At 48.0% G+C, this 16,423-nt stretch carries 19 protein-coding genes; all 19 read left to right on the top strand.

The features are described from left to right. Positions 1–159: 159 nt before the first annotated feature. Complete coding sequence (locus AC56AD_RS11700; RefSeq protein WP_012508992.1) at positions 160–495, top strand: TusE/DsrC/DsvC family sulfur relay protein; 336 nt, start codon at positions 160–162, stop codon at positions 493–495. Positions 496–550: 55 nt separating this feature from the next. Continuing rightward, positions 551–1,804, top strand: a complete 1,254-nt coding sequence (gene dsrA / locus AC56AD_RS11695; RefSeq protein ID WP_012508991.1) for a dissimilatory-type sulfite reductase subunit alpha — start codon at positions 551–553, stop codon at positions 1,802–1,804. 88 nt (positions 1,805–1,892) lie between these two features. Beyond that, on the top strand, positions 1,893–2,972 hold the full coding sequence (gene dsrB, locus AC56AD_RS11690; RefSeq protein WP_012508990.1) for a dissimilatory-type sulfite reductase subunit beta: 1,080 nt from the start codon (positions 1,893–1,895) through the stop codon (positions 2,970–2,972). Positions 2,973–2,987: 15 nt separating this feature from the next. Then, positions 2,988–4,724 carry an NAD(P)-binding protein gene (locus tag AC56AD_RS11685; RefSeq protein ID WP_012508989.1) on the top strand — a complete coding sequence of 579 codons (1,737 nt, stop codon included), beginning with the start codon at positions 2,988–2,990 and terminating at the stop codon, positions 4,722–4,724. 47 nt (positions 4,725–4,771) lie between these two features. After that, positions 4,772–5,149, top strand: coding sequence for a hypothetical protein (locus AC56AD_RS11680; protein WP_012508988.1), 378 nt, complete (start codon positions 4,772–4,774; stop codon positions 5,147–5,149). A 47-nt stretch (positions 5,150–5,196) separates the two neighbouring features. Continuing rightward, positions 5,197–5,556 (top strand): sulfurtransferase complex subunit TusD, encoded by a 360-nt coding sequence (gene tusD / locus AC56AD_RS11675; protein ID WP_012508987.1) that lies wholly within the window; start codon positions 5,197–5,199, stop codon positions 5,554–5,556. 4 nt (positions 5,557–5,560) lie between these two features. Beyond that, entirely contained in the window at positions 5,561–5,950 is a 390-nt protein-coding gene (gene tusC, locus AC56AD_RS11670; protein WP_012508986.1) for a sulfurtransferase complex subunit TusC, read from the top strand. A 35-nt stretch (positions 5,951–5,985) separates the two neighbouring features. Then, positions 5,986–6,279 carry a sulfurtransferase complex subunit TusB gene (tusB, locus tag AC56AD_RS11665; RefSeq protein ID WP_012508985.1) on the top strand — a complete coding sequence of 98 codons (294 nt, stop codon included), beginning with the start codon at positions 5,986–5,988 and terminating at the stop codon, positions 6,277–6,279. Between the two features lie 44 nt (positions 6,280–6,323). After that, positions 6,324–6,794, top strand: coding sequence for an RsbRD N-terminal domain-containing protein (locus AC56AD_RS11660; RefSeq protein ID WP_012508984.1), 471 nt, complete (start codon positions 6,324–6,326; stop codon positions 6,792–6,794). Next, positions 6,791–7,786 carry a sulfate reduction electron transfer complex DsrMKJOP subunit DsrM gene (dsrM, locus tag AC56AD_RS11655; RefSeq protein ID WP_012508983.1) on the top strand — a complete coding sequence of 332 codons (996 nt, stop codon included), beginning with the start codon at positions 6,791–6,793 and terminating at the stop codon, positions 7,784–7,786. Before AC56AD_RS11660 ends, dsrM begins: the two co-directional genes overlap by 4 nt. A 2-nt stretch (positions 7,787–7,788) precedes the next feature. Then, positions 7,789–9,441, top strand: coding sequence for a sulfate reduction electron transfer complex DsrMKJOP subunit DsrK (gene dsrK / locus AC56AD_RS11650; RefSeq protein ID WP_012508982.1), 1,653 nt, complete (start codon positions 7,789–7,791; stop codon positions 9,439–9,441). Beyond that, entirely contained in the window at positions 9,434–9,814 is a 381-nt protein-coding gene (gene dsrJ, locus AC56AD_RS11645) for a sulfate reduction electron transfer complex DsrMKJOP subunit DsrJ (protein ID WP_012508981.1), read from the top strand. Before dsrK ends, dsrJ begins: the two co-directional genes overlap by 8 nt. Next, entirely contained in the window at positions 9,814–10,590 is a 777-nt protein-coding gene (gene dsrO, locus AC56AD_RS11640) for a sulfate reduction electron transfer complex DsrMKJOP subunit DsrO (RefSeq protein WP_012508980.1), read from the top strand. Before dsrJ ends, dsrO begins: the two co-directional genes overlap by 1 nt. Positions 10,591–10,599: 9 nt before the next feature. Beyond that, positions 10,600–11,676 carry an NrfD/PsrC family molybdoenzyme membrane anchor subunit gene (nrfD, locus tag AC56AD_RS11635; RefSeq protein WP_012508979.1) on the top strand — a complete coding sequence of 359 codons (1,077 nt, stop codon included), beginning with the start codon at positions 10,600–10,602 and terminating at the stop codon, positions 11,674–11,676. Next, the gene (locus AC56AD_RS11630) at positions 11,666–11,797 is read left to right on the top strand and encodes a hypothetical protein (RefSeq protein ID WP_012508978.1); all 132 of its coding nucleotides are present in this window, start codon (positions 11,666–11,668) and stop codon (positions 11,795–11,797) included. The genes nrfD and AC56AD_RS11630 overlap by 11 nt, the downstream gene beginning before the upstream one ends. A gap of 49 nt (positions 11,798–11,846) precedes the next feature. Further along, positions 11,847–12,296 carry a precorrin-2 dehydrogenase/sirohydrochlorin ferrochelatase family protein gene (locus AC56AD_RS11625; RefSeq protein ID WP_012508977.1) on the top strand — a complete coding sequence of 150 codons (450 nt, stop codon included), beginning with the start codon at positions 11,847–11,849 and terminating at the stop codon, positions 12,294–12,296. A gap of 30 nt (positions 12,297–12,326) precedes the next feature. Further along, on the top strand, positions 12,327–13,382 hold the full coding sequence (gene cobA / locus AC56AD_RS11620; protein WP_012508976.1) for a uroporphyrinogen-III C-methyltransferase: 1,056 nt from the start codon (positions 12,327–12,329) through the stop codon (positions 13,380–13,382). Positions 13,383–13,455: 73 nt separating this feature from the next. Beyond that, positions 13,456–14,322 (top strand): prolipoprotein diacylglyceryl transferase, encoded by an 867-nt coding sequence (gene lgt / locus AC56AD_RS11615; RefSeq protein WP_012508975.1) that lies wholly within the window; start codon positions 13,456–13,458, stop codon positions 14,320–14,322. A 370-nt stretch (positions 14,323–14,692) separates the two neighbouring features. Next, positions 14,693–16,204, top strand: coding sequence for a succinyl-CoA:acetate CoA-transferase ScpC (gene scpC / locus AC56AD_RS11610; RefSeq protein WP_012508974.1), 1,512 nt, complete (start codon positions 14,693–14,695; stop codon positions 16,202–16,204). Positions 16,205–16,423 lie beyond the last annotated feature (219 nt).

Below are 16,423 nucleotides of genomic sequence, written 5' to 3'. Positions count from 1 at the left end.
GGAAAATTAGTGACAAACTGTTAGCATACATCACTATATGATCATGTACCCATACCGTTGCGTTAAGTGCTTGTTTTACACGAAGCACGCTTTTTGTTGTTCGTGATCAAGAGAAGGGGAAAATAGTTTTTTTATAAAATATCACTGAAGGAGAGAACCATGGGAATTGAGTTTAATGGCGTCTGTTATGAAACTGATGAGAACGGTTATCTGATTAACCTTGATGATTGGTCGGAGGATCTCGCGAAGATATTGGCAGAAGGAGAGGAGATCGACATGACCGAAGAGCATTGGAATATTGTAAGGTTTCTCCGTCGTTATTATGATGAGTATCAGATCGCTCCTGCTGTCAAGGTGCTTACCAAGGCTATTGCTGCTGAAAATAATATGGACAAAAAAGCTGCTTCTGAATTCCTCTATGGCCTCTTTCCGAAAGGTCCGGGTCTGCAGGCTTGTAAGGTTGCAGGACTACCAAAGCCCACGGGTTGCGTTTAAGAGACGGAAAGCTTGTTGCTGACCCGAATTTACTGTGAATCAAAGGAGGTTACTAATGGAAGGTGCTAAAGATGCTGCTTCACAAGAGGTAAATAATGGCAATGATGCCGGTCTGGCAGGGAATGAACAATTTCTGCACCCGACACCCATGCTTGACGAATTGGAAAAAGGTCCTTGGCCGAGTTTTATCAGCGGTTTCAAGGAACTTGCCGAAAGAACCCGGAAGCCAATGCTCCGGGGTGTGATGGATCAGCTTGAATACTCCTACAACACCAAGATGGGCTACTGGAAAGGCGGTCTTGTTACTGTTGATGGATATGGCGCCGGTGTCATCACTCGTTATTCAATGATTAAAGACAAATTTCCGGAGGCTACCGAATTCCATACCATGCGTATTCAGCCTGCGCCAGGGTTGCACTACAACACAACCATGATGCGTCAGCTTTGTGATATCTGGGAGAAGTATGGCAGTGGTGTGATAGCCTTGCATGGTCAGACCGGTGATATCATGCTGCAGGGAATTGAACAGGACAAGGTTCAGGCTTGCTTCGATGAGCTGAACCAGGCAGGATGGGATCTTGGTGGCGCTGGTGCGGGTATGCGTACAGCGGTTTCCTGTATTGGTCAAGCCCGTTGTGAAAATGCCTGTTATAACAACCTTGAAGTGCATTTGAAACTTCTGAAGCATTTCGTTGGAGCCCTTCATCGTCCTGAGTGGAACTATAAAATCAAATTCAAGTTCTCCGGATGCCCCAATGATTGCACAAATTCGATCATGCGTTCCGATCTGGCTGTCATTGGTACATGGAAAGATGCCATTCAGGTTGAGCCTGATGAGGTAAAGGCATGGATTGCAGAGAAAGGTATCGACGCTCTTGTTAACCAGGTTATCAATCTCTGTCCAACCAAGGCAATCGCGCTCAAAGAGGGTGAGATGGTTATCGACAGCAGGGATTGCGTGCGTTGCATGCATTGCCTGAATGCTATGCCAAAAGCGCTTTCTCCCGGCAAGGAGCGGGGTATCTCTCTTTTGATGGGTGGCAAAAATACCCTCAAGGTCGGTGTCAATATGGGGTCGATGATTGTCCCGTTCATGAAAATGGAGAGCGAAGAGGATCTTGAAGCGTTTACAGAGCTGACAGAGCAAATTATCGACTGGTGGGATGATAACGGACTGGATCACGAAAGAATTGGTGAAACCATTGAGCGTGTCGGTCTCAAGCAGTTTCTTGAGGGTGTGGGCATGGATGTGGATATCAATATGGTGACAAGGCCGCGTGATAATCCATACTTCAAGGCGAAATACTGATAATTCCGGTTGGCTGCGGCTGAAGCGCCGAAAAATTCAATTCTCTATAAAAAGGCAGTAAACTGCCCCAAAGGAAGGATACTATTTTATGAGCAGTCCTGAAAAAAAGTGGAAAACCGTTGAGTCGGGGCCTCACAGTTATGAGGAGGCACTCCATCCCGTTGTTCGGAAAAACTACGGAAAGTGGAAATATCATGAAATTCCAAAACCCGGCGTTTTGAAGCATGTGGCCGAAAGCGGCGATGCCATCTATACCGTTCGGGCGGGAACTCCCCGTCAGGATACCGTCGATATGGTTCGCAGGCTTTGTGATATTGCCGATAAATATTGTGATGGCTATTTCCGTTTCACGATACGGAACAATGTTGAGTTCCTCACACCCCGGCAAGAAAATGTTGAGTTGATGATCAAGGAACTTGAAGAGATGGGTTTTCCTGTTGGGGGAACCGGCTCATGCGTCTCTTCTGTTTCTCATACACAAGGTTGGCTTCATTGCGATATTCCGGCAACCGATGCATCCGGTGTCGTCAAATCAATGATGGACTCTCTCTATCATGAGTTCCGCCATATGGAGATGCCTAACAAGGTGCGTCTCTCTACCTCCTGCTGTTCGATAAACTGTGGTGGCCAGGCAGATATTGCGGTCGTTGTGAAGCACACGCGTCCGCCGCGTATTAATCACGATAACCTGTCGATGATTTGTGAGTTGCCAAAAGCCGTTACCCGTTGTCCGGTTGCAGCCATACGCCCGACCATGGTCAATGGCAAACGCTCACTGATGGTTGATGAGGCCAAGTGTATTTGCTGCGGAGCCTGCTTTGGCGCCTGTCCTTCCATGGAGATCAACCACCCGGAACATTCCAAATTTGCAATCTGGGTCGGCGGGAAAAACAGCAATGCCCGATCAAAGCCATCAACAATGAGTATAGTTGCCCATAATCTGCCGAATAATCCACCCCGTTGGCCTGAGGTCACTGAGGCGGTCGGTAAAATTCTTTCTGCTTACAAAGAGGGCGGGCGTCCCTGGGAAAGAGTGGGTGAATGGATTAACCGGATTGGCTGGAAACGTTTTTTTGAAGAGACCGGGCTTACCTTTGATGAGGACATGATTGACAGTTACCGTCATGCAAGAAGCACGTTCAATCAGTCGGCTCATGTTCGCTTTTAGATAAAGGAGAAATTCATGAAGGTAGAATCAAATCCATATCTTGATTTTGCGATAAATTACCAATTTCCTGCGTTCAGTGAACTGACGGGAGTTGACAAGATTGTCGCTTTTGGAGATCATAGTCATAAATGCCCTGTGTATGTCCGGCAACTTCCTCCATGCACGGCTGAATGCCCGGCAGGAGAGGATATCCGTGGCTATCACCGTCTGCTTAAGGGTGTTGACAAATCTGATGATGCGTGGAAAGCGGCATGGGAACTGTTGGTTCAGGCCAATCCATTCCCTGCTGTTATGGGCCGGATATGCCCGCATCCCTGTGAAAGCGCCTGTAATCGTCAGTACCATGATGAAAGTGTTGGAATCAATGCTGTTGAGCAGGCAATTGGTAATTATGGTATTGAAACGGGTCTTGAACTTCCCGCTCCAGGGTCCGACACCGGCAAACGGGTTGCGGTTATCGGAGGTGGTCCTGCAGGGCTTTCCGCAGCCTATCAGTTGCGTCGAAAAGGTCATGCCGTAACGATTTACGATGCTAATGAAAAACTTGGTGGCATGGTTCTCTACGGTATTATGGGCTATCGCGTCGACAGGAAAGTTCTTGAAACCGAGATACAGCGCATCATAAAGCTTGGTGTCGAAACAAAAATGGGGGTTCGCGTCGGAAGAGATATCTCTTTTGAGGAGCTGGAAAAAGAGTACGATGCCGTTTTCATGGGAGTTGGCGCCCAGGTCGGTCGTGGATTGCCGATACCAGGATTTGCCGATACTGCGGGAGCGACAAACGCTATTGACTTTCTGACCAAATATGAGGTCGAGGGAGATGCAATCTCAATTGGTAAAAAGGTGGTTGTTATCGGTGACGGTAACGTAGCCATGGATGTGGCCCGCCTGGCCCTCCGTCTTGGTTCGGAAGCCATTGTGATTTCAGGAGTGCCAAGGGAGGAGATGGCCTGTTTTTCAGATGAGTTTGATGATGCCGTGAGGGAAGGCGCCCAAATTCACTATACAACAGGCGCACTCGAAGTTCTTGTTGCCGACAACGCCGTGAGCGGGTTGTTTTGCTCCAGAATGATCAAAAAGGTAAAAGGGGAGGAGGGATGGAATTCACCGATACCTTTTTTCCGTTATCGCAATACCGAAGAGAGCTTCCAGCTTGAGGCCGATATGGTTGTTGCTGCAATTGGACAGACAACCGATATGCGAGGTTTTGAAAGCGTTACAGAGGGCCGTCCCTGGCTCAAGGTTGATCGTTATTTTCGTCTTTCCGGAAAGGAAAAAGTTTTTGGTGGAGGCGATGCCATACGCGTTGATTTGATTACGACGGCGGTCGGTCATGGGCGCAAGGCTGCAAATTCGATTGATGCCTTCCTGAAAGGTGAAGCGCTTTCCGACCAGGGGTATCAGGAGGTGACAAAGGTACAGAAACAGGATATTCTTTACTTTGAACATTCTGATCAACTCAAAAGAGAGAGTGTTGAACTTGAAGAGGTCGTTGGCAACCATGATGAGCTGCTTCAGGCTTTGACAAAGGAGCAGGCCGAGCAGGAATCTGCGCGTTGCATGAGTTGTGGACTCTGTTTTGACTGTAAACAGTGTCTCTCTTTCTGTCCCCAGGAGGCGGTCACCCGTTTCAGGGATAACCCTGTTGGCGAGGTGGTCTATACCAATTATTCAAAATGTGTCGGGTGCCATATCTGTGCACTGGTGTGTCCCTCCGGTTACATTCAGATGGGAATGGGAGAAGGTCTTTGACTCTTTTTGTGAGAGACAATCATGAAAATCAAGGAGGCAACAACGTTATGTACGATGATTTAATCCATCAGGTGCAGGAAGCAATTGCATACTCCGGAAGTTGGGCAGAGAAGGGGTGGCCTGTTACGTTTGGACCAAACAATATTGAGGTTTCAACTCTCAAACAGGCCCAGGCTCTTCCCCGGAATTTTGTTTACCGCGATGAGGCTGTGAATTACTGGCAACAGGTTCTGCTGACAGGAAACGATACTGCTGTTGCCGGCAGAAAGGCATTGGCAGCCCTGAAAGAGGGTAATCTGCAGGCCGCTGCCGATGCGCTCTATCTGTCGCAGTATATCGAGAAACCTTTTGCTGCCAGCTCCGCTACCTGGGCTCCTTTGTATGAAGCCCTGAAGCAGGACATGGCGGAGAAACAGGTTGTGTGACCAGCGTCGTTACTTGTTTATAACATTAAAAAAAGAAAGGAGATAGGGTGAAAATAGGAATCCTGCTCAAAGAAGGGCCATACAACCATCAGGCATCAGATACAGCGTACAAGTTTGCCGCTGCAGCCATAAAAAAAGGACATACAGTTGATGCTGTATTTCTCTACAATGATGGGGTCACCAATGTTACGAAGCTTATGGATCCACCCCAGGATGACCGTAATATTGCCGCCCGCTGGAGTGCATTAAGCCTGGAGCATGGCGTCGAGATCCTTGCCTGTATAGCGGCATCAAAACGTCGGGGAATAAATGATGATCTTCTCATTAAGGGAGGATTAATTACCGGACTTGGAACGCTCACCGACATTGCCATCCGTAACGACCGCCTGGTAACCTTTGGAGACTAAAATTATGGGAAGCATGGAATTAGAGGGAAACGAGAATGTAAAAAAAATCATGCATGTGTTGCGTCATGCGCCACATGGCACGATCTATACGTATGAGGGACTGGAGATGATTCTGATCATGGCCGCCTATGAGCAAGACCTCTCGGTTGTCTTCATTGGTGACGGGGTCTATGCCCTTAAAAAAGGTCAGGATACAACGGCTATCGGTATCAAGGGTTTTTCGCGCACCTTCATGGCTCTTGATGGATATGATGTAGAAAAACTCTATGTCGATCAGCACTCACTTGAAGAGAGGGGACTGAGTGAAGATGACCTGCTTGTTGATGTCGAGGTGATGAATGCTGAAGAGATCGGCATGTTGATGAAAGAACAGGATGTCATTATTCATCACTGAACACTCCCTGAACTTATAAAACATTATCCGTTACTATGCTACATACCATTAACAAATCTCCTTTTGAAACCTGCACGATGGAGACCTGCTTCAGGTTTCTTGCGCCGGGTGATCCTGTTCTTTTCATTGAGGATGCTGTTTATGCCGTTCAGGCAGGCAACAGGTTTTCTCCGATGATTGAAACGATTCAGAAAAATAATCCACTCTTTGCCCTTCAGCCAGACCTGAGTGCAAGGGGTATTGAGGATGTTATCAGTGGGATTGGCTTAATCGATTATGAGGGTTTTGTTGGACTGGTTGAGGAACACCAGGTAAACAACTGGCTCTGACAAGCGGGTATGGCAAGCTTTGAAAACCGTTATTACCGTGCCTTATGACTATAGAATGGGCTAAACTGCTTCAGGAAAACAGGAAGGAGATTCTTGACGGCTGGGTGAAGCGTGAGTTGCTGTTATTTTCCGGAAAAATGGCTCCGCATTCACCCGTTGCGGAGGCTTTTTCGGAAGCTCTTGAGATGGTTCTCGATCATTGTGAAAAAAACAGCGAGCTCCTCACGGAAGCTCTGGTACAGGTTTCAAGGATTCTTGCCGTTCAGGATTTGCCGCCTTCAAGGTCGTTGTCGCTTTTTTTTGAACTGAAAAGAATGATTCAGGAGATCTCTGTGAGAGGAGGTCAGAAAAAATCGTTGAAACAGGGTGAGCTGGATGCATTGCAGTGCCGCCTTGAAGAGATCACCCTTCAGGCATTTGACTGTTATATGATGCATCGTGAAAAAATTGCACAGCTTAAGGTCGATGAGAACAAACGTCACCATTTTATGCAGTTACGGAGGGCTGAAGGATGAAAAAAGTAATTATGCCCCTCGTCATGGTCGGCGTTCTTTGCCTCATTCCCTATGTCGGTATCAAATATTTAGGACAGGCATATCTTTTCGCTGTTGTCATTCCTCTTGCCTCTCTGACGATACTGATCGGCGGTTTCCTTCTGCGCCTGGTTAACTGGTTTATAAGGCCTGTTCCTTTTCGTATTCCCACAACCTGCGGACAGGAAAAATCCCTTGACTGGATCAGGCAGGAGAAATTTGAAAGTCCGTCACACCTTTGGCAGGTAGTTGTCAGGGTATTGGGTGAAGTGCTGCTTTTTCGCTCCCTTTTCAGGAACACGAAAGCAGAACTGCACGCAGGACCGAAACTTGCCTATGGTTCAACCAAATGGTTATGGCTTGGAGGCCTGTTGTTTCACTGGTCGCTGCTGGTTATTGTTCTGCGGCATACCAAGTTCTTTTTTGCTACCATTCCGGGGTTTGCTGATGTTCTTGAAAATGCTGATCGATTCTTCGATATTACGCTTCCGGCATTTTATCTCACTGATGCACTTGTTCTTGCCGCCATCACGTTTCTTGTTTTCCGCAGGTTGAGCGATGCCAAGCTGCGTCTGATTTCGCTGCCGACTGATTTTTTCCCGCTCTTTTTGATCATGGCCATTGCGCTTGCAGGGATGCTCATGCGCTATGTTACCAAAATTAACGTGATGCCGGTAAAGGATCAGATGTTGTTGCTCATGGATTTTGATTTTACTCTTCCTGGTGAAACCGGGATGCTCTTTTCAGTGCACCTTTTTCTGGTGTGTATGCTGGCGATCTATTTTCCGTTCAGCAAGCTCATGCATATGGGAGGAATCTTTTTAAGCCCGACACGCAACCTCTGTAACAACAGCAGGGAGAAAAGGCACATCAATCCATGGAATCCTGACATTAAATTCAGGAGCTATTCCGAGTATGAGGATGAGTTCCGGGACAAAATGAAAAAAGCGGGTCTACCGGTTGAAAAGCAATAACTATGTCTAAATACGTCACAAAACAGTCCGAACTCAAGCAGGAGTTTGAAAAGAAAAAACCAGCCCTTCTCAAGGAGGACTATTCCGGCAAGGAGTGGTGGGATTTGCCCGTTGAGTTCCGTGACGGGAACTGGTGCTTTGCTGCCAAGCCGGAGATACTCGAAGATCTCGGTTTTGCAAATCCGCGCAAATGGGCGGCAACAGACGAAGACTGGAAATTGCCCATAGGATGGGAGAAGACCGTCAGGGATGGGCTGAAAAGCCGTCTGAAGCGCTTCCGCTCCTTCAAGCTATTTCTTGACACCTGTGTGCGTTGCGGGGCCTGTGCCGACAAGTGCCATTTTTTTCTTGGTACCGGAGATCCCAAAAACATGCCGGTTTTAAGGGCTGAGCTTATTCGTTCGGTCTATCGTAACGATTTTCCGCTGGCCGAGAAAATCCTGAAAGGTTTTTCCGGATCAAGAAAGCTTACGGTTGAGGTGATCAAAGAGTGGCACATGTATTTCAATCAGTGTACCGAGTGCCGCCGTTGTTCTGTTTTTTGCCCCATGGGCATTGATACAGCCGAAATCACGATGATGGGCCGTGAACTTCTGAACCTGATCGGCGTCAACAACAACTGGCTTCTTGCTCCCGTTTCCAATTGCAATCGCACAGGGAACCATCTCGGCATTGAACCGCACACCTTCGTGCAGAATATCAAGTCTCTCGTCGAAGATATCGAGGATCTCACGGGTGTTAAAGTAAACCCCACCTTTAATCGCAAGGGTGCAGAAGTCCTCTTTGTAACACCATCCGGCGATGTTTTCGGCGATCCCGGCGTCTATACCATGATGGGTTACCTGCTTCTTTTTCATCACATCGGGCTCGACTATACCATCAGCACCTACGCATCGGAGGGAGGTAATTTCGGCATGTTTGCCTCCAACGAGATGATGAAAAAGCTGAACGCAAAAATGTACCATGAGGCGAAGCGACTTGGTGTTAAATGGATTCTTGGGGGTGAATGCGGTCACATGTGGCGTGTGGTGCATCAATATATGGGTACCATGAACGGTCCGGCAGATTTTCTCCAGGTGCCGGTTTCGCCAATCACCGGTACAAAATTCCATAATGCTGCAGCGACCAAAATGGTGCATATTGCTGAGTTTACCGCTGACTTGATTCATCATAAAAAACTCAAGCTCGATCCGAAACGTAACGATCATCTTCGCACAACCTTTCATGATTCCTGCAATGTCGCAAGAGGCATGGGTATGTTTGAAGAGCCTCGCTCTGTTCTGCGGAACGTCTGCAATACTTTTCATGAAATGGCTGAAAATACCATCAGGGAACAGACCTTCTGTTGTGGTTCCGGAAGTGGCCTGAATGCAGAAGAGTTCATGGATATCAGGATGCGGGGAGGTTTTCCAAGAGCGAGCGCAGTCAAACAGGTCAAGGAAAAATATAATGTAAACACCCTGGTTACCATCTGTGCCATTGACCGGGCCAGCCTTCCCACACTGATGAAATACTGGAACCCCGGAGTTTCGGTATATGGTCTTCACGAACTGGTAGGCAACGCCCTTGTCATGGAAGGGGAGAAAAAGAGAAGCAGTGACCTGAGGGAGAGTCCTATGGCAGGTTTCGAAGGGGAGGAGGATGATGATGAATAGAGATCAGAGAGTTCTTTTTGCCGTGCTGGCCCTTTTCATTCTTGCGGCACTCTGGATTTTCCGGCCAACCGTAAACGCGGAAAATGTTTCGGTGCACGCCGTTGCATCGGCCCCGATCGACAGTACCGTCTGTATTGCCCCAACGGAGTATATGCGGAACAGTCACATGCAGGTTCTTGACAATTGGCGTCGTACCGGCGCTCGGGATAGTCATCCTTATGTTACCCCCGACGGCAGAAAATTTCAGAAGAGTCTGGATACCTGTCTTGGCTGTCATGGAACAAACCGATATTTTTGCATAAGCTGCCATATGTATGCCGACGCCAAGCCGAATTGCTGGAATTGTCATCAATCCCCTTTAGAAAAACCGTGATGAACGAAGAGAGAAGAGGATTTATCAAGAAAACCGGAGCAGGAATCCTTGCAGGCATTGGAGCTGCTTCAGGTCTTTTTCTGCATATACCGATGGAACAGACGGATGCGTCCGTTTTCTCTGACAGGAAGAGCACCGGCACTACCCGCTGGGGTATGCTGATTGATATGCGAACATGCAGGGAAGGGTGTCAAAAGTGTGTTGATGCCTGCCACAAAAGCCATAATGTCCCCGACTTCGGCCATTCACGGCATGAAATCAAGTGGATAGAGAAAAGCCCGTACAGCACACTCTTTCCAACGGCTCCCCAGGAGTTTGCCGATAAAGAGAGAGGCAACAGAACCATTCCATCGCTTTGCAATCATTGTGCCGAGCCACCCTGTGTCCGTTCATGTCCGACCGAGGCAGTATTCAAACGCAATGATGGTATTGTCGCATTTGATTATCACCGTTGTATTGGTTGCCGTTCCTGTATGGCATCCTGCCCCTATGGAGCTGTCAGCTTTAACTGGAGAGAACCGAGGCCAGCCCTCAAGGCAATCAGTGAGAGTTATCCAACAAGGGAGATGGGGGTTGCCGAAAAGTGCAACTTCTGTTCCGAACGTCTGCTGAAGGGGGCTTTGCCCGCCTGTGTTGAAGCGTGTCCTGAAAAAACACTGATTTTTGGTGACCTTAATGATCCCGAGTCCGGGATTCGCAAGCTTCTTGCAAGCAATCAGACCATGCAAAGAAAACCTGAACTGGGAACACTCCCTTCAGTTTTTTACATCATCTAATGACTTCCCATGATTGAGAAAGCCTTGAAAGGAAACCGACCTTACTGGATATGGATTATCTCCCTTCTGTCGGTTATTGCATTTGGCATCTCCGCCTATGCTCAGCAGATGCGACTCGGTCTTTCTGTAACCGGGCTGGGAGTGGATGCCAGTTTGGGGCTCTCCTTCATGCAATACTCCTTTATGGCGGCCCTCTCAGCCTCCTCTGTTTTGGTGATGCTGCCTTTTTTCCTCCATGATTACAAGCCACTGGGAAAAATTGCGGTCATTGCCCAATTTCTTGCAGTTTCAGCAGCGGCGACCGCCCTCCTTTTTTTGTTTGTTGACATGGGCAAGCCGCATCTTATCTTCGATCTGTTGCGCTATGCAACTCCGCATTCACTCTATTCCTGGGCTTTTCTCCTGTTGAATGCTTTTCTTTTCATCAACCTTGCAAGCAGTTGGGCCACTCTTGGCGCTGAACGAAAGGATGTTCCGGCAGCGACCTGGGTCAAATCCCTCAATTACCTCTCCATTCCTTTTGCAATCAGCATTCCTGTTGTTACGGGACTCTCCTCATCAACGTTTCCGGTTGATTCCGGCACACTTTCGTTACTTGCACCCCGTTTTCTTCTCTCTGCCTTTGCCGCCGGCTCAGCGCTGCTGTTGCTGATTGTGCTGATTCTGAAAAGAACAGCCGCCTTTGATGCGGGAAAGGAGGTAACCAGTCAGCTTGTTCTGTTCCTTGTCTATGCAGGATCGCTCAATTTCCTTTTTTCGGGCATCAATTGTTTTATCTGCACAAGTCAGGCGGCCCCCATTCTCCTCCTCTCACTCCTTTTGGGGATAGCGTCGATTGCGGTATTGCTGGCACCAAAATTGATCAGTTCCACCAATTGGCTTGCTGCCGCCGCTGCGGGAGTGGTGCTGGCCATCTGGATGGAAAAAAGTGTCGCCCTGCTTCATGCGCCAATGGGTGGAATCGCAGCCTATACTCCCACATCAACAGAACTTTCCATCACGCTTGGAGTCTGCTCTTTTGGTCTGCTTCTTTTTACCATGCTTCTCAAGGTGACTGTTTCTGTCAAAGCGGTAAATGAACGATGAACGGGATTTCATCGTTCTCTCTGACTCTTCTCTCTCCAGTCGAAGAAACATAACCTTTCTCCGCAAAGAACATGATGCAGGGCTTGCCCTTGTCAAGCAGGAGTGCAGGCGGGCATCCTGAGGGAGAGTTGTTCGTATCTTTTTTCTCAAGCAGTCAAATATGAGGAACCATGAAAGTTTTTTTGCCGATTAACGTCAGGATTGATGACAAGAAAATTCTTTTTGTGGGAGGCGGTAAAATCGCCATGCACAAAATAAAGACGGTTGAACAGTATTCACGGAACATTACGCTTGTTGCTCCTGAAATTCATGAGGATTTAAAAGGTTCAGGATTTGAAGAGATCTATAAAGAGTATGAAAAATCGGATCTTGCCGGTTTTTTTCTCGTCTATGCATGTACGAACAATCTTGAGTTGAACAGGGTGATCAAGCAGGATGCCGCTGAATGTGGAATTTTGGTCAATGTTGTCGATAACAGGGAGTTGTCTGATTTTATCTCCCCGGCGGTCATTAAAAAAGATGAGATGACCATTGCCATCTCTTCCAATGGAGAAAATGTTAAAAAGTCTGTAGAATGGCGGGAGATCATAAAATCCATGCTGGAACAGGCTCATTTGTAAACAAATCATAATCGACAGAAGGGCGAGGTAATGAAATCAAGAGAAGAGAGCAGTATCACTGTTGCTGAACCTCAAAAAAGAGGGTACGTCTACATCATTGGCGCGGGTCCTGGTGATCCGGAATTACTGACCATAAAGGCTGAGAGAGTTCTCCATACAGCAGATGTCATTCTCTATGATGATCTGGTGAGCATTGAACTTGTCGCCCTGTTTGATGCCCTGAAAATTTACACAGGCAAAAGAAAGGACTGCCATCATTTTGAGCAGGATGCCATTAATGCAGAGATCATTCATCATGCCCTGCAAGGCAAAACAGTCTGCCGATTAAAGGGTGGAGATCCCTTTATTTTTGGTCGTGGAGGCGAAGAGATCGACGTATTAAGGCAACACGGAATAGGCTATGAAATCATTCCCGGTATTACAGCCGCACATGGCGCAAGTGCGTACACTGAAATTCCACTGACCATGAGAAAGGTCTCCTCTTCTGTTGCTTTTTGTACGGGTCACCCGGTCAATAAAATCCAGGTTCCGGATGCTGATACCCTTGTTTACTACATGGTAGCATCGACCGTGCATGATGTGCTTGATGCTGTCGCTGCAAAGGGCCGGAGTGAGGGTACCATGGTTGCCATTGTTCAGAATGCAACACGTTACAACCAGAAAGTTGTTACGGGAACTCTCGGTGAATTGAGAAAAAGTGAGAAGGCGGTTTATTCACCGGCACTGCTTATTGTTGGCGAGACGATCAACCAGTTTGTCCGGGAGAACTGGTTTTCCAAAAAGCAAAAAGTGCTCGTTATGGGCGGGGATTGTGCCATGTATGGGAGTGACGCCTATCTGGTCGTGCATTTTCCATGCAAGCCGGTTGAGGGAGCAGAGAGCATCGGGGAGAGTCCGCTGCTATCCGTTCATCATGGCTTGCAGGATGAGATCCCGGATCTTGACTTCATTGATGAGGTCTACTTTTCCTCAACAGCCTGTGTCCGGGATTTTAAAGAGCATTACCAGAACATGCCGCAAGGGATCAGGGTAACAGCGGCTGATCAGGAAATCTATGCCGAGTACAGGAAGCTGCTCAGTGTCTGAACAGGATCACTCTTGATCCCCTTGACCGAAATTGCTGTCACGACCTCTTAACGTTTATCTCAAAACCGTTTATATGGATAACTTTACCGTCTGGTGGCAGCATTTGCCATCGCAAATGGATCCGGTTCTCTTCTCACTCGGTAATTTCCCTCTTCGCTGGTATGGAATGATGTACATCATTGCTTTTGGCGTTGTTTTTCTGCTTACTCGTTATCGTCTTTCCTCGGAAAAACTCCCTTTTGATCCCCCATTCATCGGCGATGCCCTCACCTGGGCTATGGCCGGTGTCGTTCTCGGTGGCAAGATCGGCTACATTTTGTTTTACGGACTGCACAGCTTTCTTGCCGATCCCGTCGGCACGCTTCTTCCTTTTGCCGCAACTGCCGAGGGTTATCGTTTTACAGGTATAACCGGTATGTCCTATCATGGCGGACTTCTTGGAGTCATGCTCTCCATGTGGTTGTTTGCAAGGTCACAAAAAAGAGCTTTTCTGCAAACGCTCGACCTTTTTATTCCCTCCATTCCGCTTGGTTATACCTTTGGGAGGATCGGAAACTTTATCAACGGTGAACTCTATGGCAGAGTAACGGAGGCAGCCATTGGCATGTATTTCCCCTCTGCACCCACCAGTGAACTTCGCCATCCTTCGCAGCTCTATGAAGCATTTTTTGAGGGAATCCTGCTCTTTGTGCTTCTCTGGACACTCCGAAAAAAATTGCCGTTGCCGGGTTCGCTTTCCGGGATATACCTTTTTGGCTATGGATTTGTTCGCTTTTTTATCGAGTTTTTTCGTGAGCCCGATATTCAGCTCGGCTTCGTTTTTCTCAACTTTTCCATGGGTCAGCTCCTCTGCTGTGTCATGATGATCGCAGGCCTTGCCCTGTTGTTCAAGGTTATCATTTCATCAGGTATTTCGTTATTCGTCAATCGCCGATACTGAAAGAGCACGGGAGCCATGTTCACTGCTGCAGGGTGACAATATTCTTTGGAACGACAGTGATGAGCGGGCTGCCGTTCCTGTTAATGACGAAAAATGTTCTCAGATTGGTGCAAAGAAGAGATCTCTGAAAAAACGATACACAGCGGAAGAGAGAGAACAAAGTCGCCAGCGAGGCCGCGGGCGGGCACTTTTTTATTGCCCAAAATAAATGGTATGTTCTCCACATCTGTAAATCCAGCGCTGATCTGCGGTGCGTGTTGGTGCTCTGTTCAGCTTTTGTTTCGGTCAGCGCCCTTGAGGGTAACATGCGGGTTGCAGTTATGAGTTGCAATATTGTCGGTCACAAATTTTGAATGGAGTTGTGCAGAAAATGAACAAAGTATCCCGCATCCATTGTAAAGCTTTACAAAGCAAGATCATGACGGCGGAAGAGGCCGCAGCCCTTATCTCTTCCGGAGACAACGTTGGTATGAGCGGGTTTACCGGCTCAGGTTATCCCAAGGCGGTGCCTTTAGCGCTCGCCAAACGTATTGAAACGGCCAACAGCGCCGGAGAGAAATTCAGGATCGGAGTTTGGACCGGCGCATCCACCGCACCCGAACTGGATGGAGCGTTGGCCAAGGTAGATGGTGTGGAAATGCGACTTCCTTATCAATCAGACCCTACTTGCCGGAAGCGTATTAATGCCGGAGAGATGGAGTATATCGATATTCACCTCTCTCATGTAGCCCAGTTCGTCTGGTTCGGCTTTCTCGGAAAACTGAATATTGCTGTTGTTGAAGTTGCGGGTATTCTCGAAGATGGGCGCCTCATACCTTCGAGTTCGATTGGTAATAACAAAACCTGGCTGGAACAGGCCGACAAGGTGATCCTTGAAGTGAACTCATGGCAAGACTCTCGTCTGGAGGGAATGCATGACATTTATTATGGTACCAATCTGCCCCCGAATCGTCAACCGATCCCGATGGTACACCCGCATGACCGGATCGGTGACCCCTACCTGCATTGCGATCCTGACAAAGTTATCGCTATCATCGAAACCTATAGTCCTGATCGAAATTCTGATTTCTCGGCACCTGATGAAAAATCTCGCCTGATTGCCGGTCATATCCTCGAATTTCTTGAACATGAGGTGAAGCGTGGACGCCTCCCAAAGAACCTTCTGCCGTTACAGTCGGGTGTTGGCAATATTGCCAATGCTGTCATGGCTGGTCTGAACCATGGGCCGTTTGAGAACATGACCGCTTATACCGAAGTGCTGCAGGATGGTATGCTCGAACTTCTTCATTCCGGCAAGTTAGTTTCTGCTTCAGCGACGGCATTCTCCTTGAGCGATAAGGCTCTGGTACAACTCTACGCCCATCTTGATGAATACAAGGACAAGATTATCCTGCGACCACAGGAGATCAGCAACCATCCTGAAATTATTCGTCGATTGGGGGTCATTGCCATGAACGGTATGATCGAGGCTGATATTTACGGTAATGTCAATTCGACCCATGTGATGGGCAGCGCTATCATGAATGGCATTGGTGGCTCAGGTGATTTTGCACGCAATGCCTATATCTCCATATTCATGACACCATCCCAGGCAAAGGATGGTCAGGTTTCCTGCATTGTGCCCATGGTATCCCACGTCGACCATACGGAACACGATGTTCAGATCCTGGTGACCGAGCAGGGACTTGCTGATCTGCGTGGCCTCTCTCCAACCCAGCGAGCAAAAGTGATTATTGAAAACTGTGCTCACCCGAATTTCAAGCCAGCATTGCGGGACTACCACAAACGCGCACTTGAGCACTCTTTCGGGAAACATACCCCCCATCTGCTTGACGAAGCATTAAGCTGGCATCAGCGATACCTTACTACCGGCCAGATGTAAGGCAAACTGTTTTTTTTGCACGAAGTATACCCTTTGCCGGAGCCGGGCTGATTTTGGCAGAAAGTCCCTTTTTCAGGCATCTTTTTTTTTCGGCACACAACCCCTCCTGCAGTGCAAGCCTGGCAAACCGGGCTTGCACTGACCGTTTCAGGGCATTGAGCAAGCAAAATCAGCGAGAGTCAGCAACGTATTATTCTGAAATAAGTTAGAGATAGGTTA

Source organism: Pelodictyon clathratiforme (assembly GCF_982375515.1).
Note: the sequence above shows the minus strand (reverse complement) of the source record. Positions and strands in the feature narration are given on the sequence as shown.